Origin of the sequence: Mesorhizobium sp. M0018 (genome assembly GCF_040323955.1) — a bacterium.
Classification (GTDB): domain Bacteria; phylum Pseudomonadota; class Alphaproteobacteria; order Rhizobiales; family Rhizobiaceae; genus Mesorhizobium.
Genome location: NZ_JAMYVL010000008.1, coordinates 237,223 through 259,147 on the forward strand (window position 1 = coordinate 237,223; position 21,925 = coordinate 259,147).

Below are 21,925 nucleotides of genomic sequence, written 5' to 3' on the forward strand. Positions count from 1 at the left end.
TTGCGAGATCCCGCCCATGATGCGTCAGTATGAGCTTGTCGAGCGCGTGCAGCGCTACAAGCCTGACGTCAACGAGGCGCTGCTCAACAAGGCCTATGTTTACGCCATGCAGAAGCATGGCCACCAGAAACGCGCCTCCGGCGACCCGTATTTCTCGCATCCGCTCGAAGTCGCCGCCATCCTCACCGAAATGCACATGGACGAGGCGACGATCGCCGTTGCCTTGCTGCACGACACGATCGAGGACACCACGGCGACCAGGGCCGAGATCGACGAATTGTTCGGCCCGGAAATGGGCAAGCTGGTCGAGGGCCTGACCAAGCTGAAGAAGCTCGACCTCGTCTCGAAGAAGGCCGAGCAGGCGGAGAACCTGCGCAAGCTGTTGCTGGCGATCTCGGAAGACGTGCGCGTGCTTCTGGTCAAGCTCGCCGACCGCCTGCACAATATGCGCACGCTCGACCATGTGCCGGAAGCCAAGCGCCTGCGCATCGCCGAAGAGACGATGGACATCTATGCGCCGCTGGCCGGCCGCATGGGCATGCAAGGCATGCGCGAGGAGCTGGAAGAGATTGCCTTCCGCTTCATCAATCCGGAAGCCTACCGCGCCGTCACCGCACGGCTGGCCGAAATCTTCGAGCGCAACAAGGGCGTGCTGTCGGAGATCGAGAAGGCGCTCTCCGCGCTGTTCGACAAATATTCGATCAAGGCCGAGGTCAAGAGCCGGCAGAAGAAGCCGTGGTCGGTGTTCCGCAAGATGGAAGCCAAGGCGTTGTCCTTCGAGCAGCTGTCCGACATCTTCGGCTTTCGCGTCGTCGTCGATACCGTCGAGGACTGCTACCGGGCGCTCGGCGCCATCCACACCACTTGGTCGATGGTGCCCGGCCGTTTCAAGGACTACATCTCCACGCCGAAGCAGAACGACTACCGCTCGATCCACACTACCATCGTCGGCCCGTCGCGCCAGCGCGTCGAATTGCAGATCCGCACCTATCAAATGAACAAGATCGCCGAATACGGCGTCGCTGCTCATTCGATCTATAAGGATACCGGTGGCAAGATGAATGGTGCCGCCCATGCGATCTCGAAGGAAACCAATGCCTATGCCTGGCTGCGGCGCACCATCGAGCAGCTTGCCGAAGGCGACAATCCCGAGGACTTCCTCGAAAACACCAAGCTGGAACTGTTTCAGGACCAGGTATTCTGCTTCACGCCGAAGGGCATGCTGATCGCGCTGCCGCGCGGCGCCACGCCGATCGACTTTGCCTATGCCGTCCACACCGACGTCGGCGACACTTGCGTCGGTGCCAAGGTCAATGGCCGCATCATGCCGCTGATGACGGAGCTGAAGAACGGCGACGAGGTCGAGATCATCCGCTCGAAGGCGCAGGTCCCGCCGGCGGCGTGGGAATCGGTGGTCGTTACCGGCAAGGCACGCTCGGCCATCCGCCGCGCCACCAAGAACGCCATTCGCAAGCAATATTCAGGTCTCGGTATCCGCATTCTGGAGCGCGCCTTCGAACGGTCCGGCAAGACCTTCACCAAGGAAAGCCTGAAGCCGGTGCTGCACCGGCTGGCGCGCAAGGACATCGAGGATGTGTTGGCCGCGGTCGGCCGAGGCGAAGTTGCCTCCACCGATGTCATGAAGGCGGTGTTTCCCGACTACAAGGACGAGCGTGTCACGCTGGTAGCGCCCAAGCAGCGCGAGGAGGGCTGGTCGAAGATCCGCAACGCCGCCGGCATGCTGTTCCAGATTCCGGGCCGCGCCGCACGCAAGGACAAGAACCAGCCGCGCGACGACGCGGTGCCGATCCGCGGTGTGCGCGGCGATCTGCCGGTGCGCTTCGCGCCGGAGGGGGCAGTGCCAGGCGATCGCATCGTCGGCATCGTGCAGCCGGGAACCGGTATCACCATCTATCCGATCCAGTCGCCGGCGCTGCAGGCCTTTGACGACCAGCCCGAGCGCTGGATCGACGTGCGCTGGGACATTGACGAGCGCACCAAGGAGCGGTTCCCGGCGCGCGTCTCGGTCACCGCCATCAACGCGCCGGGTTCGCTGGCCGATATTGCACAGGTCGTCGCATCCAACGACGCCAACATCCACACTTTGTCGATGGTGCGCACCGCGCCCGATTTCACCGAAATGCTGATCGATCTCGAAGTGTGGGACCTCAAGCACTTGAACCGGCTGCTGTCGCAGCTAAAGGACAATTCGAGCGTCAGTGACGCAAGGCGCGTGAATGGGTGAATAGTGAATAGTGAATAGTGAATAGTGAATAGTGAAAGAGGGTGCTCACTACCCTACTACGCTACTACCCTACTACCATTCACCATTCACCATTCACCATGGACATGGAGTGAACGATGAACACCGATGAAGTGCTGGGCATTTTCCGCGAGGCCGGCGCCGTTCTCGAAGGGCATTTCATCCTGACATCGGGCCTGCGCAGCCCGGTCTTCCTGCAGAAGGCGCGCGTTTTCATGCATGCCGACAAGACTGAGCGCTTGTGCAAGGCGCTCGCCGAAAAGATCCGCACTGGCGTGCCCGGCAGGATCGACTACGTCGTCGGCCCGGCGATCGGCGGGCTGATCCCGGCCTATGAGACCTCGCGCCATCTTGGTGCGCCGGCGATCTGGGTCGAGCGGGAAGGGGGCGAGTTCAGGCTGCGCCGCTTCGAGATCGCCAAGGGATCGCGCGTTGTCATTGTCGAGGACATCGTCACCACCGGTCTGTCGATCCGCGAGACCATCGACTGCCTGCGCGGCCTTGGCGCCGAAGTCGTTGCCGCCGCATGCATCATCGACCGCTCGGCCGGCAAGACCGATGTCGGCGTGCCGCTGATCGCGCTCGCCGAATATGAAGTTCCGGCCTATCCAGCCGACATGCTGCCGCCCGAGCTCGCCGCCATACCGGCGATCAAGCCGGGCAGCCGCAATATATGACTGAGGCGCTGCCGTGATTGCCGGCATCGATCATTTCGTGCTGACAGTTCGTTCGGTGGACGATACCTGCGCCTTCTATCAGCGCGTGCTTGGCTTCAAGCGCCTCGACGAGCCGGACCGACCAACGGCGCTGCTGTTTGGAACGCAGAAGATCAATGTGCATCAGGTCGGGCGTACCTTCGAGCCGAAGGCCAAGGCGCCGACGCCGGGCTCCGGAGATTTCTGCTTGATTGCTGCCCGGCCGCTCGCCGAGATATGTGCCAACCTCGCCGCCAATGGTGTGGTGATAGAGGTCGGCCCGGTCGAGCGTGTCGGCGCTCGGGGCGCGATGATGTCGGTCTATTTCCGCGATCCGGACGGCAACCTCGTCGAGGTCAGCGAATATCGATCCTAAGTGACGCTCCTTAAATTCGCCGCGATCATGCCCTGTTCAGAACGGCGATACCCAAGGCTGGCGCGACCGGCCACCGAGCGGATGCCCTCGGCCTCGTTGTTCTTCGGCCAGCGCATCGCTATATCAAAGTCGTAGTTGCTTTTCGGCGACCGCAGAGCGCAGCATAGGCTGTCGCGCCTGGCTGGAAAGGCCGGCGTGAAGCCATCGACGGAACTAGGAACAGGAACAGAGTGCTTTTTCGACGGCGCAAGCCTGATGGTTTTTTCGAGCGGGTGCGTACTTATTTGTGGCCGCGCCGCTCGTTCTCGCGCTCGCTGCGGTATTTCTCCAAACGCATCCTGCGGCTTCGGGCCACGCCGCATGCCGTGGCCGCCGGTGTTGCGGCGGGCGTATTCGCGTCGTTTTTCCCGCTTGGCTTTCACTTCATCATTGCTGCCATCCTGTGCTGGCTGATCGCCGGCAATCTGGTCGCGGCAGCACTCGGCACGGTCTTCGGCAACCCCCTGACCTTTCCGCTGCTATGGGCCGCCTCCTGGGAGGTCGGCAAGCTGATCCTGCATGAACACCTGCCGGCGCATGGCCCGCCCGCGCATCTCGGCGACATGCTGCATAATCTTTCCTTTGCGCAATTGTGGGGACCGGTGCTGAAGCCGATGACGATCGGCGCAATACCGCTCGGCCTGGTTTTCGGCCTGCTGTTTTACGGCATCACCCGCTGGGGCATGGTCACTTTCCACGAGCAGCGCCGCAAGCGGCTGGCCGAAAGAGCGGCAAAGGCTGGAAAAACCGGGCCGGAAGTTCCTGCCGAATGATTATCGGTATTGGCAGCGACCTCATCGACATCAGACGCATCGAGAAGTCGCTGGAACGCCATGGCCAACGCTTCATCCAGCGCATCTACACCGAGATCGAACAGGCGCGGTCCGAAAACCGCGCGGCGCGTGCGGCCTCCTACGCCAAGCGTTTCGCTGCCAAGGAAGCCTGCGCCAAGGCACTGGGTACCGGTCTGGCGCAGGGTGTGTTCTGGCGCGACATGGGGGTCGTCAACCTGGCCAGCGGCAAGCCGACCATGGCGCTGACCAATGGGGCGGCAGCGCGGCTGGACGAAATTCTACCTGAAGGGCACCGCGCGGTGATCCACCTCACCATCACCGATGATTTTCCGCTCGCTCAAGCCTTTGTGATCATTGAAGCGTTGCCGGTCGAAGAAGCGCCACATTGATTGCATCTGACCACCGGCATGACGTTGCCCAGCGCGCGCCGAGACTCTATACCATCCAACGCACAATCGAGGACGACATGAGCGTGGCTGAAAAAACCCAGAAGAAATCCGGCGGACTTGGCGAAACCGTCAGCGTCATCGTCCAGGCCCTGCTGCTTGCGCTGGTCATCCGCACGCTCCTGTTCCAGCCGTTCTCGATCCCGTCCGGGTCGATGCGGCCGACTTTGCTCGAAGGCGACTATCTCTTCGTCACCAAGTGGTCCTACGGCTTCTCCCGCTATTCACTGCCGTTCGGGCCGAACATCTTTTCGGGCCGCATCTGGGGCTCAGAGCCGAAGCGCGGCGACGTGGTGGTGTTCAAGTTTCCGCCGGATCCTTCTGTCGATTATATCAAGCGCGTCGTCGGCCTGCCGGGCGACAAGATCCAGGTCAAGGATGGCCAGCTCTTCATCAATGACGTGGGCGTGCCGCGCGTCAAGGTCGGGCAGATCGACAACCGAGACATCACCGAGGAGAACGGGCCGGTCGATGTCTATCGCGAGACGCTGCCGAACGGCGTCAGCTACGACACGCTCGACCTGACGCAGGCCTCGATCGGCGACAATACCAAAGAGTTCAAGGTGCCGCCCGGTCACTATTTCATGATGGGCGACAATCGCGACAACTCGTCGGACAGCCGCTTCACCGTCGGCTTCGTGCCGGACGAGAATTTGGTCGGCCGCGCCAACCTCATTTTCTTCTCGATCGGCGGCAGCGCCAGCCCGCTCGAAATCTGGAAATGGCCGTCGCTGATGCGCGCCTCGCGCCTGTTCCATTTCGTCAATTAGGGCCATGGCGGCGACGAAACGGCTGACCGCCGATGCGCTCGCCGAGGCGCTCAGGGAGCGCACCGGCCACAGTTTTGGCGACCATCAGCGCCTGCAGCGGGCGCTGACCCATGCCAGCGCTCGCGGCAGTCACGCCGGCATCGACTACGAACGTTTCGAATTCCTGGGCGACCGCGTTCTCGGCCTTGTCGTTGCCGATATGCTGCTGGCGGCATTTCCCGACGCCGCCGAGGGTGAGCTGTCGCTGAGATTGAACGCTCTGGTCAACGCTGAAGCCTTGGCGGAAATTGCCGAGGAGATCGGCCTGCCGGAACTTGTTCGCGCCGGTTCGGACGTACGCGGCCTCGACGGGCGCAAGCGCGTCAATCTGCGCGCCGATGCATTGGAATCGCTGATCGCCGTGCTCTATCTCGACGGAGGGTTGGAAGCGGCCCGTGCCTTCATCCACAAATACTGGCAGCCGCGCTCGCAAGCCATTGACGCCGCCCGTCGCGATGCGAAAACCGAACTCCAGGAATGGGCGCATCAGGCGGCAGGCGCAGTGCCGGTTTACATAATCGACAGCCGCGAGGGACCGGACCACGATCCGCTGTTCACCGTCAGTGTCAAGGTTGGCGCCTATCCGCCGGCGACCGGCAGCGGGCGCTCCAAGCGCGAGGCGGAGCAGGCTGCAGCCGCGGCACTTCTGCAGCGGGAAGGCGTCTGGCTCGATCAAGGGAGTGCCGCATGACCGCCACCGAAGCTCCGGCAACAGAAGCTCCCGCTACCCGCTCCGGCTTCGTCGCGCTGATCGGCGCGCCCAATGCGGGGAAATCGACGCTGGTCAACCAATTGGTCGGCGCCAAGGTGTCGATCGTGACGCACAAGGTGCAGACCACGCGCGCTATCGTGCGCGGCATTGCCACCCACAACAACGCGCAGATCGTCTTCGTCGACACGCCGGGCATATTCAAGCCGAAGCGCCGGCTGGACACGGCGATGGTGACGACCGCGTGGGGCGGTGCCAAGGACGCCGATATCGTGCTGCTCTTGATCGATGCCGAGCGCGGCATCCGGGGCGATGCCGACGCCATCCTCGAGCGGCTGAAGGATGTTCGGCAGCCGATGGTGTTGATCCTCAACAAGGTCGATCGGGTCAAGCACGAGACGTTGCTGGCATTGTCGGCGGCAGCCAACGAAAGGGTGCCGTTCAAGCGCACCTTCATGGTTTCGGCGCTGACCGGGTCCGGCTGCAAGGACCTGCTCGACTATCTCGCCGAGACCCTGCCGGCCGGACCCTGGTACTACCCGGAAGACCAGATCTCCGACCTGCCGATGCGCCAGCTCGCCGCCGAGATCACCCGCGAAAAGCTCTATCTCAGGCTGCATCAGGAACTGCCCTATTCCTCCCATGTCGAGACGGAGAAATGGGAAGAGAAGAAGGACGGCTCGGTGCGCATCGACCAGACCATCTATGTCGAGCGCGACAGCCAGAAGAAAATCGTGCTCGGCCATAAGGGCGAGACGATCCGCGCCATCGGCCAGGCGGCACGCATGGAAATAGCAGGCATACTCGAACAGAAGGTGCACCTCTTCCTGTTCGTCAAGGTGCGTGAGAACTGGGGTGACGACCCCGAGCGCTACCGCGAAATGGGGCTCGAATTTCCGCACTGAGCCTGTTTGGGCGATCCGCAGAGCGGCCTGTTGGCCGCCTCAGGATTCTGAGCGGTCGCCGGGGTGCCCGATCGGTCGACTTGCATCTTGAACAGCCGCCGAATCATTCCGGGAGGCCATGCGCCGACCACGTCGGTCGAGCCGTTTCTTATTGGCACCGGCGCGGCCCGAAATCCTGAGCGGGTTCTGAAAAATTTGCGATATTCATGCAAAATCGGCCAGTGGATCGAATGGAACTCCTGCCGATACTGCGACCTCGCGTGGTTCCCGTTTGTCGTCTCTCCGTCATACACCCTGCCTATAGGCTGTGCGAAAGACCCGCTTCCGAGCAAACCGGAACCGGCAGGCAAACAGCCAGATCAGGACATGACCGGGACTTGGAATCGCATCGACCCCATCCGTCAGACCGAGTTTGCAGACGCCGTCGCTGTTGAGATCGAGCGCGTGCTGGCGCGGCAAGGCAAGGTGACGAACAGCGATGCGGTCGTTGCAGCGGGCAGGGTCGCCGGCGCCGTTGCCACCGCCGTCGCGTTGCTTGCGCCGACCGACATCAGTGCGATCGACACCATGCGGGAAAGATTACCCGGCATGGCGTCGCGTTTCGTGCGGATATTGGCAGCCGAAGCTGCGGAACGCCGTGCCAGGAGGCCTCTGTCGACGGCGCACGACGGCCAAGGGGCAGACATCCAACGCCTGGCCGGAACGGGCGACCTCGACTCGATGCGGGTCGAGGACTGGGCCGGTCGGGTCGCCGGGTCGACGTTCCTGCAGCACAATCTCGGCATATCGCGCTCGACTCTGCATCGCTGGCAGCGCAGCGGCACGGTCGTTGCGTTGCGCACCGGTGGCCGCAAACATTTATTTCCCCTGGCCCAGTTCATCGACGGCAGGCCGGCGCCGGGTATCAAGGAAGTGCTACCCGCGATGCCCGATCCACGGCATGCCTGGTCGTGGCTGATCGGCCCCGCGCCCGGCCTCGCCGGACGTATTCCCATTGAACTGCTCAAACGGGATCTGGTGGCGGAAGTCGTTCTTGCCGCACAGAACGCAGCGATGGCGAAGTCGACTTGATCTCGCTGCCAACGCTAGAAGTCTATTCTAAAAAAAGAACACGCACAAGGAATGTATGTCGGATTCCGATCGGTTTGCCGGCTAATGGCATAAGTATATTTTTGTACAATTGTGACAGTGTCTCGTTTGTGCCGGGGGCAAGTGTGAAGAAGATGTGAAGTGATATTTGTGCAACATGGATTTATTCTGTTATGCAAACATTGATTATTTTTGGAATCGTCATTGAGACTGGAATGCGGATGAGTATGTTCGCCGCCTGAAGAGGGGGTGCGGTGCGCGCCTTTTTCGACGTGGGTGAGGCGTTCAGCCGTTCAACCCATGAATCCAAAGCCATTTTTAACTTTGACTGGAGAGGTCAGAAAATGAATATCAAGAGCCTTCTTCTCGGCTCAGCCGCGGCATTCGTCGCGGTCTCCGGTGCGCGCGCCGCCGACGCTGTTGTGGTCGCCGAGCCGGAACCCGCCGAATACGTCAAGATTTGCGACGTCTACGGCGCCGGCTACTTCTACATTCCCGGCACCGAGACCTGCCTGCGCATCGGCGGCTATGTCCGCTATGACGCAAGCTTCGGCGACGCCGGCCGCGTTTTCGATGGCGCGACGACACACGACCTTTTGGACGGTGACGAGCAGCAGACCTGGAACAAGAATGCCCGCTTCAATTTGAAGACGTGGACCGGCCAGGAAACCGAGCTCGGCACGTTGAAGACCTATACCGAGACCCGTTTCAACTTCGGCAATACCAAACGCACCGTGAGCGGTGTTGATTTCAGCGTGCAGGACAACAAGGCGGTTACCCTGAACTTCGCCTGGATCCAGCTTGGAGGTTTCCGCGTCGGTAAGGATGAAACTGTCTATGATTCGTTCATCGGTTACGCCGGCAACGTCGTCCAGGACACTATCATTCCTTACGGCACCAAGGACACCAACCTGATCAGTTACTATTTCGACGGCGGTAATGGCTTTACGGCAGTCGCCTCGGTCGAAACGGGCTCCGGCGCTGACCAGTCGATCGACAGCTACGTTCCGTTTGTCGTCGGCGGCGTGAAATACAAGGGCGACTGGGGTGCGATCACCGCGGTCGGCGCCTATAACAGCACGTCGGAAGAATGGGCCGGCAAAGCTCGCCTCGACGTCAAGCCGATTACTGACCTGACCCTGTTCGTGATGGCGGGCTACGGCAGCGACGACAACGTCGCGAAGAACTTCTACAAGCCGTGGACTGGCAACTTTGCCGTCTGGGGCGGCGGCAGCTATGCCGTCAACAAGAAGACCTCTTTGAACGCCCAGGTCTCCTATACCGACGACCAAGACTTCGCCGTTGCGGCCAACGTCGCCTACACCATCGTTCCTGGTTACACGATCACCGCCGAAGTCGATTATTACGACAATTTCGATGCCGACGATGCCGACGCAATCGGCGGCATCTTCCGCTTCCAGCGCTCGTTCTGATCAAACGACGATCTCGTAAAAAACGGCCCGTAGCGATACGCTACGGGCCGTTTTGGTTTGGCGGCGGATAGTCGCTCATCTTGATTTCGCCATCCAACCGGTGACAAGCTCTCGTCATGGAATGGCACGACGAGGGAATCATTCTCGGCACCCGCAAGCATGGCGAAACCAGCGCCATTCTCGAGGTGATGACGCGCGCGCATGGCCGCCATCTCGGTCTCGTGCGCGGCGGCCGTTCGCGCAAACAGCAGCCTGTCTTGCAGCCCGGCAATCGCGTCGACCTGTTGTGGCGGGCGCGGCTCGACGAGCATCTCGGCACCTTCCAGGTCGAGGCTATCGAGATGAACGCCGCCCGGCTGATGGACAGCGCCGTTGCCGTCTACGGCCTGCAGACGATGGCCGCGCATTTGCGTCTTCTGCCTGAGCGTGACGCCCATGGCGGCCTTTACGAGACGCTTGCGGTGATGATCGCTCATCTCGACGATGCCGATGCCGCCGGCGAGCTGGTGGCCCGCTTCGAGCTGCTGGTACTCGACGAACTCGGTTTCGGCCTCGATCTCAGCCAGTGTGCGGCGACCGGCACCAGGCAGGACCTTGCCTATGTCTCGCCGAAATCCGGCCGCGCCGTGTCGCGGGCGGCGGGCGCGCCGTGGCGCGACAAGATGCTGGCGCTGCCTGCCTTCCTGCAGCGCGGCTCCGGGCTGCGCGCCGATCCGGCGGCGATCGAGGACGCCTTCCGGCTGACCGGCTTCTTTTTGACCCGCCATGTCTACGAACCGCGCGGCATCGAGCCTCCCGGCGCCCGCGCCGGGTTTCTCGCCGCCTTGCGCAGGCATCATTCACCCGGCCATGAATCCGGCAAGGCAAGCGCCGGGAAAACCGCCACCGGGGAAACCACCAGATGAGCGAAGTTGAACCTGATCCCGAAAACGTTTCGCCGCTCGGCCTTGGCACCATTTCGCAGGTGAGCGAGGCCCATGCGACGGCCGAGTTCAAAGTGAATTTGACGCGGCCGATCACGCCAAGGACGGGCGAGGTGGTGTGCGAGGGCAAAGTGGTGCACAAGGGCCGCACGCTGACGGTTTCGGAAGCGGCGCTGAAGGACGCCAACGGCAAGCTGCTGGCTGTCGGCACCGAAACATGCTCGATCTTTCCGGCCAATCCGGCGGCACGTTGAATGGACCGGCCGTTTGGCCGCCGCATTTGAATGTCACTGAACATTGAATGTCAGTGACAACTGGCCTGGTTTGGGGGAACCGCCATGTTTGAAAGCCTGATTGGCCTCGTCGCCATCATCGTGCTGTTCGTCATCATTTCACGCCAGCAGAGCCGCATCGGCCTGATCGAGCGCGAGCTTGGCGCCTTGCGCAGCCTTGTGCTTTCGGGCACGCCTGCGCTGCCGCCGCAAGCCAAGGAACCGGCTGCAAACGACAGCAAACCGGCGGATGCCGCAATCCCGCTTGCGGCCGCAGCAGACATGGCCGTATCGCCACGGCCCGCAGCGGTCGTGTCAGCTACAGAGGCCGATGCCGATACAACGGCGCCGTCCGCGCCGGAGTCGGCGCAACCGGCGGCAGCGGCGAAGGCAGCTCGCCAGTCCGACGTCGAAACGGCGCTCGGTACCCGCTGGGCGGTCTGGGTCGGCGGCATCGCGCTGGCGCTGGGTGGCTTGTTTCTGATCCGCTACACCATCGAGGCCGGCATTTTCGGGCCACGCGTGCGGCTTGTCATGGCGGCGGCACTCGGGCTGGTGCTGGTCGCCGGCGGCGAGTTCATCCGGCGCACCGGCTTCAGGGTGCCGGTGCAAGGTGCTGCCGGTGCCTATATCCCGGCGATCCTGACGGCGGCCGGCGCTTTCATCCTGTTCGGTACCGTCTACGCCGCATACAGCATTTACGGCTTCATCGGCCCGACGCTCGCTTTCACGCTGCTCGGCGCCATCGGGGTGGCGACGATCGCGGCAAGCCTGGTCCACGGTCAGGCGCTGGCCGGCGTCGGCCTGCTCGGTGCCATGGTGACGCCGCTGCTGGTCGCCTCGCAGGCGCCCAATCCGTGGGCGCTGTTCGGCTATCTGGCGATCGTGCTCGCCGCCACCTGCGTCATTGCTCGCATCCGCGACTGGAGGCTTTTGATGGCCGCAGCCTTCGTCGCCACGGGCGTCTGGACCATCTTCTATATGACCGACGCGCCGGGGGCGAACCTTGCCGTCATCCTCTTTATCGACGGGGTGACACTGGCCGTGCTCGCCTTCGTCTGGCTTGGCCGCCGCGACGAAGCGGGCGCCGGCAGCGGCTTCGACTGGCCGTCAATCGCGCCGGGCTTCTTCGTCGGCCTTTCGGCGCTGGCCCTGTTTGTCGATCCGGCCTTCCTCGCCATCCGCGGTGCATTGCCGGGGGCCGCCCTTATCGCAGCCCTGGTGGCGGTGGCTCTCTACCGGCCGCGGGCGCTTGCACTGCTGCACGCCGCCGGGCTGGCGACGGTACTGGTCTATCTCGGCGTCATTCCGCCGACCACGATCGCTTCAGATTTTTCGGGTGGCGCTCTCGGCGTCGACGGCATGCCGGTCGTGGCGTCCGATGCCTTGATGCTCAGGGTCGGCATCGCTCTCGGACTAGTCTTCATCGGCGCCGGCTTTTGGGCGGCGCGCCGTTTTGCGGCCTCTGGCTGGCTGCGCGCCGCCGCATGGGCGGCCTGGAGCGCTGTCGCGCCACTGGTCATCCTGCTGGCGCTCTGGTTCACCTTCGGCAAGCTCGACCGCGATCTCGCTTATGCGGCCGCAGCAGCCATTTTGGTCGGAGTCTTCGTCGCCGGCGGCGAGTGGATAGCGCGCGGCGAAGCGCCGCCGCTAACCGGCGACGCTGCTGTCTCCTTTGCGCTCGGCGGGGCGGCGATTGCCGGCCTGCTGATGCTGCACATGGCCTTTGGTTCCGGCTGGACAACCATCCTGCTCGGAGCAGCCGCCGCCGTGCCGGCGCTGGCGACGCGCTGGCGTAGCTATCCGGTGCTTGGCTGGATTTCCGTTGGTGCGGTGATTGCAGTGCTTGGTCGCGCTGCCTTCGACCCGACCATCGTCGGTGCCGAGTTCCTGTCGAAGACGCCGGTGTTCAACTGGCTGCTGCTTGGATATGGCGTGCCGGCGCTCGCTTTCGGTTTTGCCGCCTGGCAGCTTGCCCGAACCACCAACGGCCGACCGCGCCTCGCAATGGAGGCCGGCGCCGCGCTGTTTGCCCTGCTCACCGTCGCCATGCTGGTGCGCCATGCCATGCATGGCGGCGTCATCGATACGGCTGCTGCGACGCTTGCCGAACAGGCGATCTACACGCTGATCGCCATCGGTGCCGGCGCCATCCTGGTCGCCATCGACATGCGCTCGCCAAGTTCGGTGCTGCGCTACGGCTCGATTGCAGCGGGCGTGGTCTCGGTCGTGTTCATCGTCCTCCAGCATTTTCTGGCGCTGAACCCGCTGCTGACGGATGAATCGACCGGCAGCATTCCGGTGTTCAACCTTCTGTTCCTCGCCTACCTCTTGCCGGCGGTTGCGGCCGGCGCACTGGCGCTCTATGCCCGCGACAAACGACCGAAATGGTATGCAGCGATGCTGGCGATGGTGGCGGCGGTGCTCGGCTTCGCCTATGCCACGCTGTCGGTCAGGCGCCTGTTCAAGGGCGAGTTCATCGGGCTGTGGAGCGGTCTCGGCCAGCTCGAGACCTATACCTATTCGGCACTGTGGCTGGTCATCGGCGTGGCGCTGCTCACCGCCGGTGTCTGGCTGAAGTCGCAGGTACTTCGCATAGCGTCGGCGGCGCTGATCTCGATCGCCGTGCTCAAAGTCTTCATCTTCGACATGTCGGAACTGGAAGGCGTGTTGCGGGCGCTGTCCTTCATCGGCCTCGGCGCGGTGCTCATCGGCATCGGCCTGTTCTATCAGCGGCTGCTGACAAGGGCCGCGAAAGCAAAGCTCGAGACGAGCAATAGCTGACGATTTCAATTTGGCCGGGAATAAACCTGCCACTGGCAGCGTTATTCAGTTGCTTGGGTGACCGGGGCGGCGGACCGCTTCGCGCTGGCCGCTTGCGCCGCGCTGCAAAGGCGCGTTCAATCACCACGGACAGGGCCCCCCAGAACCAGCGGTCATGGACGAAAAGAAGGCAGCAATCCTTGGTGAAATACCGCGTCTGCGCCGCTATGCACGCTCGCTGTTGCGCGACCGCGATTCCGCTGACGATCTCGTCCAGGATTGTCTCGAGCGGGCACTTGTGCGGCTCGACAATTGGCAGACAGGAGAAAGCCCCAGGAGGTGGCTGTTTACGATCATGCATCATTTGTTCATCGACCAGATGCGCAAGGTGAACCGGCGCGGCGAGGCAGCGATGCTGCCGCTCGAGGCGAGCGAGGCGCAGGCAGCACCCGCCGAGCAGGTCGAGAGCATCGCCTCGCGCGAGATCGTCGACGCGCTGCAGGCGATCAGCCCTGACCGGCGCGCGGCACTTGTGATGGTCGCCATCGAAGGGTTTTCCTACGCCGAAGCCGCCAACATCCTTGGGGTTCCCGCCGGCACCTTGATGTCGCGCATCGCGCGCGGGCGCGAGGAACTGCGCGCGCTGCTTGATGATACCGCGCGCCGCCGGTCGATAAGGATCGTCGAGAAATGAGCCGACGCGATTTCTCCGAACGCGACATCCACATGGCTCTCGATGGCGAGTTGCCGGGCGATGAGCGGACGGCCTATGAGGCATGGCTCGAGGCCAATGCCGAGATGAAGGCCAGGAGCGCACGCTACGCCGCCGACCGGGCAGCGTTGCGCGCAGCCTTTAACGGCGTGCTGGACGAGCCCGTCCCGGTGCGGCTGACCAAGGTGGTGCTTGGCGAGGCGCCGGTGGTCAGAATGTCGCCATCGCGCTCGCGTTGGTGGCTTGCGGCCGCCGCTGCTGCCATCCTGGTGATTGGCGGCGCTGGCGGCTACCTTGCCGGCATCGGCCGCCTCGGCCTGGAAAACACGGCCGAAGACCAGCTTGCAGAAGAGGCGATCGCCGCCCATGTCATCTATGCCGCCGAAAAGCGGCATGCGGTGGAAGTGCCGGCAAGCGATAAGGATCATTTGCAGAGCTGGTTGTCGAACCAGGTGGGTTTGAAGCTCGTCGCACCGGATCTGGCGGCGCAAGGTTTCCAACTGGTCGGTGGCCGGCTGCTGCCTGCCGGCCAGGGCAAGGCCGCGATGCTGCTTTACGAGGACGACAAGGGCGAGCGCATTTCGCTCTTCGTCATCGCCGAATCGGCAGCCAAGGCCAAGGGCACTTATGGGGAAGAAGATGGTCCTGAGGCCGTCTACTGGCTGGACAAGGGTTATGGCTGCGCCGTCGTCGGATCGCTGCCGCGCGAGCAGCTGGCCGCAGTGGCCAAGAGCGCCTATGGCCAGCTTCTGGCGGGCTTGAAAAGCTGAGCAGGATCTCGTTTTTCCGGAGCCGCGCCGATGCCGAAACACGAAGGTCGTTTCAAAGCCTTTGCGCGACCTGCCTGCCTTGAAAACTGTCACAATTCGGCCCTAATCGAGGTGCGATAGCGCTTGCTGAATGCTGGCACTTCGGCTGGTGTGACCGATGTTTAGACTAGGGCAGTTTCCACAACCCAATCGAGGTTTTCTGAGCCCGCATGCCTGCCGAGATTCGCAAGGCCCGCGCGTCCGACGTCGATGACCTCGCCGCCATCGAAAAAGCTGTTTTCTCGAGCGACCGCATTTCTCGCCGCTCTTTTCGCCAACTGATCGAACGCGACACCGCCGAACTGCTGGTTGGGGAGAACGATGGCCACGTCGCCGGCTATGCGGTCGTGCTGTTTCGCAAGGGCAGCGGCGTCGCGCGGCTTTATTCGATCGCCGTCGGTCCATTTTTCGGCGGCCGTGGCGTTGGCCGCCTGCTGCTGGAACAGGCTGAAGCCGCCGCTTTCGAGCATGGCCGCATGATGCTTCGTTTGGAAGTCCGCGAGGACAACCCGCGCGCCATCCAGATCTACGAGCAGAGCGGCTACCGCAAGATCGGTCGTGAACCGGACTACTATGAGGATGGCGCCACTGCGCTGCGCTATGAAAAGACCTTGCGCGGCGACATTCCGGTCGCCACCGAAGTGCCGTTTTATCAGCAGACTTGCGAATTCACCTGCGGACCATGCTGCCTGATGATGGCGATGGCTAACTTCGACCCCGGATTCGTGCCGGATCCGGTTATGGAAATCAGGCTGTGGCGTGAGGCGACGACCGTTTTCATGATGTCGGGGCCGGGCGGCTGCGAACCGTTCGGGCTGGCCGTCGCCGGCTATGAGAGCGGGCTTGCTGCTGAGATCTATGTCTCCTTCTACGGCGCGCTGTTCCTGCAGTCGGTGCGCAGCGAGGACAAGCGCCGGGTGATGGAGCTGGCGCAGGTCGACTTTCGCCGCCGCGCGGAACTTTACGGCATCCCGGTGAATTACCGTTCATTCGGGCTTGACGACATTCGCACCGCGATCGCAGAGGGAAAACTGGTACTGGTCCTGATCAGCGGCTTCCTGATGTTCGGCAAGAAGGTTCCGCACTGGGTATTGGCCATCGGTGACGACGGCGATCATATCCTGATCCACGACCCTTGGGTCGAGGACGAGCGGCAGGAGACGATCCTCGATGCTGCCAACATTCCCGTGCCTTACGGCATCTTCATGAACATGGCGCAATTCGGCCGCGACGGATTGCGCGCCGCCATCACTTTCGGAAAGCGCGACAGCCAATGACCTGGGTCATCCTTACCGGCCGACAGAACGATCTCGACCAAGTGGCGACGCCGCACAAGATCATCACCAATCGCGACTACCTTGCCCATCCGGCACTGTTTCGCGGTCAGCGGCCGAAGGTCATCAACCTGTCGAACAATTACGGCTACCAGAGCCGCGGCTATTACGCGTCGCTGCTTGCCGGTTCGCGCGGCCATAAGGTCATCCCGACGGTCGAAACGATGATCGACCTGTCAGAACGCAAGCTCTATGAGCACGCGTTGCCGGAACTCGAACTCGCACTCAACAAGTGCCGCAAGGACCTGGGCGGCGCTTTTCCGCAGAAGGTTTGCATCTTCTTCGGCATCGGACCATCCAGGATCTGGGACCGCTTCGCAAAACTTCTGTTCGACTGGTTCCGTGCCCCGGCGCTTGAGGTTCACATCAGGGACAGCGCCGAATGGGCCTCGATCCGCAAGATTGGCTTCCATCCCCTGGCCAGGATGACCGAGGACGAGGAAACGCACTTTCTCCAGTGCCTGGAGACCTACACCAACCGCGAGTGGCGCGACACCAAGGGCCGCACGCCGGCGCGCTACACTTTCGCAACGCTGGTCGATCCGCATGAGGAACTGCCGCCGTCGGAGATTTCGTCGCTGCGCCACTGGGCCAAGATCGCTGAAAAGATGGGCGTCGAAATCGAGCCGATCACCAAGCGGGATCTGGCCAAGCTCGCCAACTACGACGCGCTGTTCATCCGCGAGACCACTTCGATCTCCAACCACACCTACCGCTTTGCCCGCCGCGCCCAGCAGGAAGGCATGCCGGTCATCGACGATCCGCTGTCGATGATCCGCTGCACCAACAAGGTCTATCTCAACGAGCTGATGACCTACAACAAGGTACCGGTGCCGCCGACGGTGATGATTGCTGGCACTTCGGACCTGGAAGTTGCGGCACAGACGCTGGGCTTCCCGCTGGTGCTGAAGATCCCGGACTCCTCGTTTTCGCGCGGTGTCAAGAAATGCGGCACCTTTGAAGAGTTGAAGACGCTCGCAACCGAATGGCTGGAGGATTCCGACCTCCTGATCGCGCAAAAATTCATTCCGACGGAATATGACTGGCGCGTCGGTGTCCTCGGCGGCCAGCCCTTGTTCGCCGTCCATTATCTGATGGCCAAGAAACATTGGCAGATCGTCAATCATAAGGCCAACGGCAAGCCCGACCAGGGCGGCATCAAGACGTTCACCCTGAAGGAAGCACCGGCCCATGTCGTAGAGACGGCGGTGAGCGCGGCGCGCTGCATTGGCGACGGCCTCTACGGCGTCGACCTCAAGGAAACCAGGGACGGCGTCTTCGTCATCGAGGTCAACGACAACCCCAACCTCGACCACGGCTGGGAAGACTCCGGCGAAAAAGACGAGGTCTGGGTGCGGCTGACGCAGTGGTTCCTGGAGCGGCTGGACCGGCCGGGGCGATAATATCCGAACTGAGGGGAAAATGATGCTGTTCTTCGTAACCGAGGATTTTCGCGGCTGCGACCGCAAGGAGATCTACCGCCGTTTCCGCGACCAGGGCCGCCTGAAGCCGGACGCGCTTCTCGTGCACCACAGCTGGATCGCAGCGGATATGAGCCGCTGCTTCCTGCTGGTGGAGGCCGATGACGTCACACTCCTGCAGCGGTGGGTCATCGAATGGGCGGATCTGGTCGAATTCGAGATCGTTCCCGTGGCGACGAACAAGGATATGGTGGAGGCATTGAGCGGACATCTCTGACCCGTTGGGAACCTCCTGGTTCGCCACAGCTGAATGCCGCCTTCTTCTATCAAGGAATTAACACGCGGATCGGGCGTCATCCCAAGGAGATCTAAGCCGGTTGCCCGCGCTTCCGCGCGACTGTCGCACTTAGCCGGACTGCCGGATCGTCGCGCTCGACTTCAGCAGCCGATTAATGTCCGACGCCTTTGACGGCACCCCGATCAAATAGCCCTGGGCCTCGACACAACCCTCCTTTTGCAGGAATTCAAGCTGCGCTTCGGTCTCGACACCTTCGGCGGTGACGGTGATGCCCAGCTGTGCGCCAAGCCCGATGATGGTGCGCACGATCGCCGCGGTATCGCGACTGTCGATGTCACGGGTGAAAGAGCGATCGATCTTGATCTTGTCGACGGGAAAGCGCCTGAGGTAGCCCAGCGACGAATAGCCGGTGCCGAAATCGTCCAGCGCGATGCGGACGCCCAGATCGCGTAGCTGCCTGAGTGTCTTGAGCACCAGATCGCTCTCGTCCATCAGCACCGTTTCGGTGATTTCCAGTTCAAGCCGGTTGGCCGGCACGCCCGAGAACGCCAGTGCCGAGATAACGCTGCGGGCAAAGGTACCGCTTTTGATCTGCACGGCGGAGACATTGACGGCGATGCGCCAACCCGCCCAGCCTGCCGCGGTCGTGCAGGCTTTTCGCAGCGCCCATTCTCCAAGCGGCACGATCAGCCCGGTCTCCTCGGCGGCCGGAATGAAGTCGTCCGGCCGTACCAGGCCGCGCACCGGCGAACGCCAGCGCATCAAGGCTTCGGCACCGACGATTTCGCCGGAGGCGATGTTCATGATCGGCTGGAAATCCAGCTCGAATTCCCGGCGCGACAGCGCTGCCCTGAGATCGATTTCGAGCGCCCGGCGTGCCCGCACCATCGCGTCCATGGCTGGTTCGAAGAAGCGGTACAGGTTGCGCCCTTCGCTCTTTGCCCGATAGAGCGCCATATCGGCATTTTTCAGCAAAGTGTCGGCGTCCTTGCCGTCATTCGGAAACAGCGCGATGCCGAGACTGATGCCGACACGCATGTCGTGTCTTTTGTCGCGAAACGGCTTTCCGATGATCTCGACGATGCGTTTGGCCAGCTTTTCCGCGTCGCCCGGGCTTTTGAGATTGAACTGGATGATAACGAATTCGTCGCCGCCGAAGCGGGCGACAACGTCCGTTTCATTGCGCAGGCACCGTTGCAGCCGTTCGGCCACGCATTTCAGCAGCCAGTCGCCGGCGGGGTGGCCCCAGCTGTCGTTGACCGCCTTGAAATGATCGAGGTCGAGCGAGAATATCGCCAGCGATCCGTCTCTCGTCTCACTCAGGGCTTGGTCGAGCCGTTCGCGAAGCATCGAGCGATTGGGCAGGTTGGTCAGTGTGTCGTGGTGCGCAAGATGGGTCATGCGCTCTTCCACGCGCCTGCGCTCGGTGACGTCGTCGAACGTCGCGACCCAGCCGCCGCCGCTCATCGGCCGCCGCGCAACCAGCAGCGTCCTGCCGTCAGCGAGATGGCGATGCGTTACGTGTGTTTTCCCCGCCCGCAGGCAGGCTTCGATTTGCGAGATTTCGCTGTCGGGGTCGAGCTTTGTATAAATGCCCAGTTCCAACAGCCGCTTGAACGCATCATGGTGACTCATGCCAAGCGGGAAGTCGGCCGGCCTGACATGATAAAGTTCCAGGAAACGTTCGTTGCGCACGATCAGCTTGCCATCCGCATCGTACATCAAAAGGCCTTGCGACATGTTGGCAAGTGCCGCGTCGAAACGGCGGTGCTGCTCCTTCAACTCCTGCTCGGCGCGCCGTTGCTCGGTGATGTCCTCGTAGATCGATACCCAACCGCCTGACGCCAGCGGCCGGTGCGAAATGTTGACGATACGCCCGTCTGCAAGCGTTTCCTCATAGGTGGAAGGCTTTGCCTGGTCGATATAGGGCTTGCGGATGGCATAGAGTTGCTCAGCGCTTTGCGAGGCGATGCCGATATCCACGCTGTGCTGGAGGATGTCGAAAAACCGGATGCCGGGGCGCACCACTTCGGCGTCGAGGCGAAAGATGCTGATGTAGTTCCCGTTGCAGATGATCATCCGTTCATCGGCATCGAACATGCACAGGCCATGCGACATGTTCTCGACCGCTGCCGAAAAACGCTCGTTCTGTTCGCGCAGCTCGTCTTCAATAGGTTGCGGCTGACCAACGCCTTTGGCCCTCCGTCGGCGGACGGACGAACCAGCCTTGATACCGGCAACGGGCATGAGGCAAGCCTATGGACCATGGTTAACCATGGCACTGTTGTCCCTGCCGGTTAATTTACCGTTTTCAGCCGGCTGGAACGGCAGTCTGGCGTCGCGACTTTTCGATCGCCGCAAAGCGTTTGAGAAAGGCATTCTGCGCCCAAGTCACCGAGCGCGGCGTGACGTCGAAGCGCTCGGCGTTGAAGCCGCGCGGCCTGCCGAAGAACTCCGTCGCCTCTGCCGTCGAAAAACCCGCAAGCAGCGTTGCTTCGAAATAAGCGGCGATCTGATCCGCTCGCTTGATCTCCTTGCGCAGTCCCGCGTCGAGTTCGGCCGGCAGTGAAAAGCGCAGATGGATGGCGCGCTGCAGCCTGATCTCGCAATCCCTGTAGCTGCCGCCCATCACGGATTTGAACGGCGAGATCATGTCGCCGATGACATATTCCGGCGCGTCGTGCAGCAGCGCCGCCAACCGCGCGTCGGCGTCGGCATCCGGCATCAGCTCGCCGACAAGCGTTTCGACCAGCAGCGAATGCTGGGCGACAGAAAAGGCGTGCTCGCCTCTGGTCTGGCCGTTCCAGCGTGCGACGCGGGCAAGGCCATGGGCAATATCGGAGATCTCGATGTCGAGCGGCGAGGGATCGAGCAGATCGAGCCGTCGGCCGGACAGCATGCGCTGCCAGGCGCGCGGCGGCGCCCCGGCGCGATCGGCAGCCATCAGGCATCCTCCGCGCCGATGGCTTCCCGCGGAAAGCTGAATTTCGCCCAGGACGGGATAGCGAGCGACACGGCGACATCCTCCGCCAGGATCGGCAGGCCGGCGTCGAGCGCTGCCTTGACCCGGTCGATGCGGGCAATGGCAAGGCCTGTCCTGGCCGCGGTCGAGCCAAGCGTGCCGACCGGTCGCCCCTCCACGGTCAACTCTGCGCGCGAAGTGGGCAGGGTGCGTTCGGCCGAGACAATCAACACCCGACGCCTGGCAGTGCCTCGATGCTGCATGCGCGAGACGACCTCCTGGCCGACGTAGCAGCCTTTCTTGAAGCCGACACCGCCGATCTCGTCGAGCAACACGTCATGCGGAAAAGCGTCGCCGAGCTGGTAGTCCGCACCGCTTTCGGCAATGCCATGGGCGATGCGAAAGGCTTGCCATGCGGCAAGGTCGCCGCCATCTGCGGTGTCATCGTAGAAGCGCTTGACGGCAGTATCGACAAACCGCGCATCAGCAAACGGTGCTGATTCAAATTGCGAAGTGGTTGAATCGCTTCCCCATGCGACGGCCACAACCGGCTGATCCAGCTTGGCAATTTCGACTTTAGCGCGCAATTTATAGAGCGTCAGCCGGCGCATGAAATCATCGGCGGTCTCGGTACGGCATTCAAGTCGGAAAGCATTTTCGCCGGCGCGCGAGATCAGGAAGTCGAAAAGGATCTTGCCTTGCGGCGTTAGCAGCGCGCCGGGCTTTGCTTCGCTGCTGCCGAGCACGTCGAGGTCGGTGGTCAGGATGTTCTGTAAAAAGTGCTCGGCATCCGGCCCGGACACGGAAACGAGTGCGCGATCTCTGAGCGGGGCAAAGGGCATGGTGGGAAAACGAGCCTGATCTTGCAAAACT

Annotated in this window: 21 protein-coding genes; 18 read left to right on the top strand and 3 right to left on the bottom strand. The window is 62.4% G+C overall.

All coding sequences use genetic code 11. From position 1 onward, the window contains the following. The first annotated feature begins 16 nt into the window (after positions 1-16). From NKJ81_RS14125 to NKJ81_RS14210, 18 genes are all read left to right on the top strand, one after another. Positions 17-2,245, top strand: coding sequence for a RelA/SpoT family protein (locus NKJ81_RS14125; protein WP_352501814.1), 2,229 nt, complete (start codon positions 17-19; stop codon positions 2,243-2,245). A gap of 116 nt (positions 2,246-2,361) precedes the next feature. Next, positions 2,362-2,940 carry an orotate phosphoribosyltransferase gene (pyrE, locus tag NKJ81_RS14130; RefSeq protein ID WP_352449004.1) on the top strand — a complete coding sequence of 193 codons (579 nt, stop codon included), beginning with the start codon at positions 2,362-2,364 and terminating at the stop codon, positions 2,938-2,940. Between the two features lie 13 nt (positions 2,941-2,953). Then, positions 2,954-3,334, top strand: a complete 381-nt coding sequence (locus tag NKJ81_RS14135; RefSeq protein WP_352540770.1) for a VOC family protein — start codon at positions 2,954-2,956, stop codon at positions 3,332-3,334. Positions 3,335-3,564: 230 nt separating this feature from the next. Further along, positions 3,565-4,146 (top strand): DUF2062 domain-containing protein, encoded by a 582-nt coding sequence (locus NKJ81_RS14140; RefSeq protein ID WP_023677769.1) that lies wholly within the window; start codon positions 3,565-3,567, stop codon positions 4,144-4,146. Next, positions 4,143-4,556, top strand: a complete 414-nt coding sequence (gene acpS, locus NKJ81_RS14145) for a holo-ACP synthase (RefSeq protein WP_023719885.1) — start codon at positions 4,143-4,145, stop codon at positions 4,554-4,556. Before NKJ81_RS14140 ends, acpS begins: the two co-directional genes overlap by 4 nt. 77 nt (positions 4,557-4,633) lie before the next feature. Beyond that, a complete protein-coding gene (gene lepB / locus NKJ81_RS14150) occupies positions 4,634-5,383 on the top strand; it encodes a signal peptidase I (RefSeq protein WP_352471047.1) in 750 nt (249 codons plus the stop codon). A 4-nt stretch (positions 5,384-5,387) separates the two neighbouring features. Next, positions 5,388-6,113, top strand: a complete 726-nt coding sequence (gene rnc / locus NKJ81_RS14155) for a ribonuclease III (protein ID WP_352540771.1) — start codon at positions 5,388-5,390, stop codon at positions 6,111-6,113. Next, a complete protein-coding gene (gene era, locus NKJ81_RS14160) occupies positions 6,110-7,036 on the top strand; it encodes a GTPase Era (RefSeq protein ID WP_352530336.1) in 927 nt (308 codons plus the stop codon). The genes rnc and era overlap by 4 nt, the downstream gene beginning before the upstream one ends. An 87-nt stretch (positions 7,037-7,123) precedes the next feature. Beyond that, on the top strand, positions 7,124-8,107 hold the full coding sequence (locus NKJ81_RS14165; RefSeq protein WP_352540772.1) for an antitoxin Xre/MbcA/ParS-like domain-containing protein: 984 nt from the start codon (positions 7,124-7,126) through the stop codon (positions 8,105-8,107). A gap of 362 nt (positions 8,108-8,469) precedes the next feature. Beyond that, positions 8,470-9,558, top strand: coding sequence for a porin (locus NKJ81_RS14170; RefSeq protein ID WP_352540773.1), 1,089 nt, complete (start codon positions 8,470-8,472; stop codon positions 9,556-9,558). Between the two features lie 116 nt (positions 9,559-9,674). Continuing rightward, entirely contained in the window at positions 9,675-10,463 is a 789-nt protein-coding gene (gene recO, locus NKJ81_RS14175) for a DNA repair protein RecO (RefSeq protein WP_352540774.1), read from the top strand. Then, the gene (locus tag NKJ81_RS14180) at positions 10,460-10,735 is read left to right on the top strand and encodes a PaaI family thioesterase (protein ID WP_352540775.1); all 276 of its coding nucleotides are present in this window, start codon (positions 10,460-10,462) and stop codon (positions 10,733-10,735) included. The genes recO and NKJ81_RS14180 overlap by 4 nt, the downstream gene beginning before the upstream one ends. A gap of 84 nt (positions 10,736-10,819) precedes the next feature. Beyond that, complete coding sequence (locus NKJ81_RS14185) at positions 10,820-13,537, top strand: DUF2339 domain-containing protein (protein ID WP_352540776.1); 2,718 nt, start codon at positions 10,820-10,822, stop codon at positions 13,535-13,537. Between the two features lie 154 nt (positions 13,538-13,691). Beyond that, positions 13,692-14,210, top strand: coding sequence for a sigma-70 family RNA polymerase sigma factor (locus tag NKJ81_RS14190; protein ID WP_023719875.1), 519 nt, complete (start codon positions 13,692-13,694; stop codon positions 14,208-14,210). After that, positions 14,207-14,998: an anti-sigma factor family protein gene (locus NKJ81_RS14195; RefSeq protein WP_352540777.1), complete on the top strand. Its 792-nt coding sequence runs from the start codon at positions 14,207-14,209 to the stop codon at positions 14,996-14,998. The genes NKJ81_RS14190 and NKJ81_RS14195 overlap by 4 nt, the downstream gene beginning before the upstream one ends. A 209-nt stretch (positions 14,999-15,207) precedes the next feature. Beyond that, entirely contained in the window at positions 15,208-16,314 is a 1,107-nt protein-coding gene (locus NKJ81_RS14200) for a peptidase C39 family protein (protein WP_352540778.1), read from the top strand. Next, positions 16,311-17,774 carry a RimK family ATP-grasp domain-containing protein gene (locus NKJ81_RS14205; protein WP_352471056.1) on the top strand — a complete coding sequence of 488 codons (1,464 nt, stop codon included), beginning with the start codon at positions 16,311-16,313 and terminating at the stop codon, positions 17,772-17,774. The genes NKJ81_RS14200 and NKJ81_RS14205 overlap by 4 nt, the downstream gene beginning before the upstream one ends. 19 nt (positions 17,775-17,793) lie before the next feature. Beyond that, the gene (locus tag NKJ81_RS14210; protein ID WP_352540779.1) at positions 17,794-18,069 is read left to right on the top strand and encodes a DUF3303 domain-containing protein; all 276 of its coding nucleotides are present in this window, start codon (positions 17,794-17,796) and stop codon (positions 18,067-18,069) included. 129 nt (positions 18,070-18,198) lie between these two features. Here the strand turns inward: NKJ81_RS14210 and NKJ81_RS14215 are convergent, their stop codons facing one another. The 3 genes from NKJ81_RS14215 to ygfZ all read right to left on the bottom strand — a co-directional run bounded on the left by NKJ81_RS14215 (position 18,199) and on the right by ygfZ (position 21,894). After that, positions 18,199-20,337, bottom strand: a complete 2,139-nt coding sequence (locus NKJ81_RS14215) for a putative bifunctional diguanylate cyclase/phosphodiesterase (RefSeq protein WP_352540780.1) — start codon at positions 20,335-20,337, stop codon at positions 18,199-18,201. Positions 20,338-20,401: 64 nt separating this feature from the next. After that, a complete protein-coding gene (locus NKJ81_RS14220) occupies positions 20,402-21,034 on the bottom strand; it encodes a YfbR-like 5'-deoxynucleotidase (protein ID WP_023719870.1) in 633 nt (210 codons plus the stop codon). Then, positions 21,034-21,894, bottom strand: a complete 861-nt coding sequence (ygfZ, locus tag NKJ81_RS14225; RefSeq protein WP_352471059.1) for a CAF17-like 4Fe-4S cluster assembly/insertion protein YgfZ — start codon at positions 21,892-21,894, stop codon at positions 21,034-21,036. The genes NKJ81_RS14220 and ygfZ overlap by 1 nt, the downstream gene beginning before the upstream one ends. Between the last annotated feature and the right edge of the window lie 31 nt (positions 21,895-21,925).

Bases quoted from the DNA above. Each gene is read 5' to 3' on its own strand.
- NKJ81_RS14125 (WP_352501814.1), top strand. From the start codon at position 17: ATGATGCGTCAGTATGAGCTTGTCGAGCGCGTGCAGCGCTACAAGCCT.
- pyrE (WP_352449004.1), top strand. From the start codon at position 2,362: ATGAACACCGATGAAGTGCTGGGCATTTTCCGCGAGGCCGGCGCCGTT.
- acpS (WP_023719885.1), top strand. From the start codon at position 4,143: ATGATTATCGGTATTGGCAGCGACCTCATCGACATCAGACGCATCGAG.
- lepB (WP_352471047.1), top strand. From the start codon at position 4,634: ATGAGCGTGGCTGAAAAAACCCAGAAGAAATCCGGCGGACTTGGCGAA.
- rnc (WP_352540771.1), top strand. From the start codon at position 5,388: ATGGCGGCGACGAAACGGCTGACCGCCGATGCGCTCGCCGAGGCGCTC.
- era (WP_352530336.1), top strand. From the start codon at position 6,110: ATGACCGCCACCGAAGCTCCGGCAACAGAAGCTCCCGCTACCCGCTCC.
- NKJ81_RS14170 (WP_352540773.1), top strand. From the start codon at position 8,470: ATGAATATCAAGAGCCTTCTTCTCGGCTCAGCCGCGGCATTCGTCGCG.
- recO (WP_352540774.1), top strand. From the start codon at position 9,675: ATGGAATGGCACGACGAGGGAATCATTCTCGGCACCCGCAAGCATGGC.
- NKJ81_RS14180 (WP_352540775.1), top strand. From the start codon at position 10,460: ATGAGCGAAGTTGAACCTGATCCCGAAAACGTTTCGCCGCTCGGCCTT.
- NKJ81_RS14185 (WP_352540776.1), top strand. From the start codon at position 10,820: ATGTTTGAAAGCCTGATTGGCCTCGTCGCCATCATCGTGCTGTTCGTC.
- NKJ81_RS14190 (WP_023719875.1), top strand. From the start codon at position 13,692: ATGGACGAAAAGAAGGCAGCAATCCTTGGTGAAATACCGCGTCTGCGC.
- NKJ81_RS14195 (WP_352540777.1), top strand. From the start codon at position 14,207: ATGAGCCGACGCGATTTCTCCGAACGCGACATCCACATGGCTCTCGAT.
- NKJ81_RS14200 (WP_352540778.1), top strand. From the start codon at position 15,208: ATGCCTGCCGAGATTCGCAAGGCCCGCGCGTCCGACGTCGATGACCTC.
- NKJ81_RS14205 (WP_352471056.1), top strand. From the start codon at position 16,311: ATGACCTGGGTCATCCTTACCGGCCGACAGAACGATCTCGACCAAGTG.
- NKJ81_RS14210 (WP_352540779.1), top strand. From the start codon at position 17,794: ATGATGCTGTTCTTCGTAACCGAGGATTTTCGCGGCTGCGACCGCAAG.
- NKJ81_RS14215 (WP_352540780.1), bottom strand. From the start codon at position 20,337: ATGCCCGTTGCCGGTATCAAGGCTGGTTCGTCCGTCCGCCGACGGAGG.
- NKJ81_RS14220 (WP_023719870.1), bottom strand. From the start codon at position 21,034: ATGGCTGCCGATCGCGCCGGGGCGCCGCCGCGCGCCTGGCAGCGCATG.
- ygfZ (WP_352471059.1), bottom strand. From the start codon at position 21,894: ATGCCCTTTGCCCCGCTCAGAGATCGCGCACTCGTTTCCGTGTCCGGG.